This is a genomic window from Paenibacillus sp. TAF43_2 (assembly GCF_052113545.1).
Lineage (GTDB): Bacteria > Bacillota > Bacilli > Paenibacillales > Paenibacillaceae > Pristimantibacillus.
Map to the genome: position 1 here is coordinate 1 of NZ_JBFRDK010000346.1, position 2,222 is coordinate 2,222.

Below are 2,222 nucleotides of genomic sequence, written 5' to 3' on the forward strand. Positions count from 1 at the left end.
ATTTAGTATAATTAATATATTAATATAATGAGAGGGCGTTGTTATGAAAAATTTCCCTTTATATAAGCAAATTCAAGTCGATATTTTAGGGCAAATCAAAGCTGGGAAATTGCGTCCTGGAGATCGTGTCCCATCCGAGAAGGAGCTTGCGGACAAGTATAGAGTAAGCCAAATCACGAGTAAAAACGCGTTGATTGGTTTAGCGGATGAAGGCGTACTCGTTCGAGTACAAGGAAAAGGAACGTTTGTAAGACAGGATGGCGAGACGACTGAGGATTTAGATGTTTCAAGCCATGTGCGGGACGTCATCGGACTTATTTTACCGTGCATGAAGACGAAGGTGGATCAGAAAATACTGGACTCAATCGAAAAGTACGTAACAGCCAGCGGCTACAACCTACAGGTACGGATTACGAGAGAGTCGCAGCTTGAAGAAAGCGCAGCTATTGAATCGATGGTCGCTGCAAGTGTACGTGGATTAATTGTATTTCCGACGGAGGAGGAGCGATACAACGACAGCATTTTACGCTTGTCGCTCGATAAATTTCCGCATGTGCTAATTGATCGTTTTTTGAAAGAGATTCGCACGTACAGCGTCAGCTCGGATAATGTGAATGGAACGGAACAGGCTATCACTCATTTGCTCGACAGCGGCCATGAGAATATTGCCCTTATCACGCCTGAAATTACGAATACAGCGACCGAAGAAAGAGTGATCGGATTCGAAAAAGCATATTTAGCCAAAAAACTTCCGATTAACAAGGATTTGTGGTGTATTCTCAAAATTGAGGATATATCGAGCGGCAATGCGCAGCACATTATTGAATCCTTTATGAGTGAGCGCCCTGAGGTTTCAGCAGCATTCRTTGTCAATGTGGAGTTGACCAACTACACCTATTACGCAGCGAAGAGGCTGAAGAAGTTAGTGCCTGACGATCTCGAGCTCGTTTGTTTTGACCGGCCTGATTTTCAGGATGTATCGTATTTGCAGCAAAATGAAGACGAGATTTGCAAGGTTACCGTTGAATTGCTTCATGCGCAGCTACAAGGGAAGTACGAGCCGCAGCGTATTGTCGTACCCGTAAAATTTTGCAAAATGTAATTAATAAAACATAAAAATACCGTGTGCTGATTTTTAGCGCATGGTATTTTTTATATTATATTCAGTATATAAACATATAACAATATAATTTATAATGAATCCATTGGATTAAGCGCTTACAGAGCGCAATAAGTATTCACACAACATAGGGGGCGACAACCGCAATGAAGAGCAAATTATCCACAAAGCTTGGACTTGTAATGCTATTATGCTTTGGAATGCTGCTATCGGCTTGTTCATCAGGTGGAAATGGCAACAGCTCTGCTGCAAATGGAAATACGGCGAATAAAGGCGATGCAGCAACAAACGCACCGCAAGAAAAAGTGAAGATTTCGTTTATGGGTCATGGCAGTCCGCAGGAGAAAGATATATTCGCCAAGCTGATTAAATCATACGAAACGAAATATCCGAACGTAAAGGTAGAGTACACAAGCGTGCCGCCTGCTGAATACAATCAGAAGCTGTCTACGCTGGTTGCATCGGGCAAAACACCGGACGTATTTTACGTATCGGGCCCGCAGTTTTACAAGTTTGCCGAAGCAGGCACGATTCAAAACCTGCAGCCGTTTCTAGAATCGACCGAGCTGTTCCAAGCCGATAACGTATGGAAACAAGCGCTTGATCGTTACCGTTTTGACGGTAAGCAGCTCGGGCAGGGGGATTTGTACGGATTGCCGAAGGACGTAGGTCCGTGGGCAATGGCATATAACAAAACGATGTTTACTGAAGCTGGGCTCGAATTGCCGCCTGCAGAGGTTGGCAAATGGACATGGGACAACTGGTTGGATGCAGCGAAGAAGCTGACGAAGGATGAGAATGGCGACGGCAAAGTCGACATTTATGGCGGAGCCAACTTTACGCTGGAAGGCGCGGTATGGGCAAGCGGAGGCGACTTCATCGACTATACAACAGGCAAAGTAACGATTGATACACCGGAATTCGCAAAAGCGATGCAATGGGTAGCAGACCTGCGCCTGAAGCATAATGTATCGCCGTCGCCGGAGGATGAGAAAGCGATGAATTCGTACTCGCGATTTGTAGCCGGCAAAGTAGGCATGTTCCCAATGGGACCATGGGATCAACCGGGATTTTGGGATTTGCCGTTTGAATGGGATATCGC

The 2,222-nt window shown here is 45.1% G+C and carries 2 protein-coding genes; both read left to right on the forward strand.

From position 1 onward, the window contains the following. Positions 1-43: 43 nt before the first annotated feature. Positions 44-1,102, forward strand: coding sequence for a GntR family transcriptional regulator (locus tag AB4Z17_RS33190; protein WP_441964691.1), 1,059 nt, complete (start codon positions 44-46; stop codon positions 1,100-1,102). 164 nt (positions 1,103-1,266) lie between these two features. Beyond that, a partial coding sequence (locus AB4Z17_RS33195) for an ABC transporter substrate-binding protein (protein WP_441964693.1) occupies positions 1,267-2,222 on the forward strand: 956 nt, incomplete at its 3' end.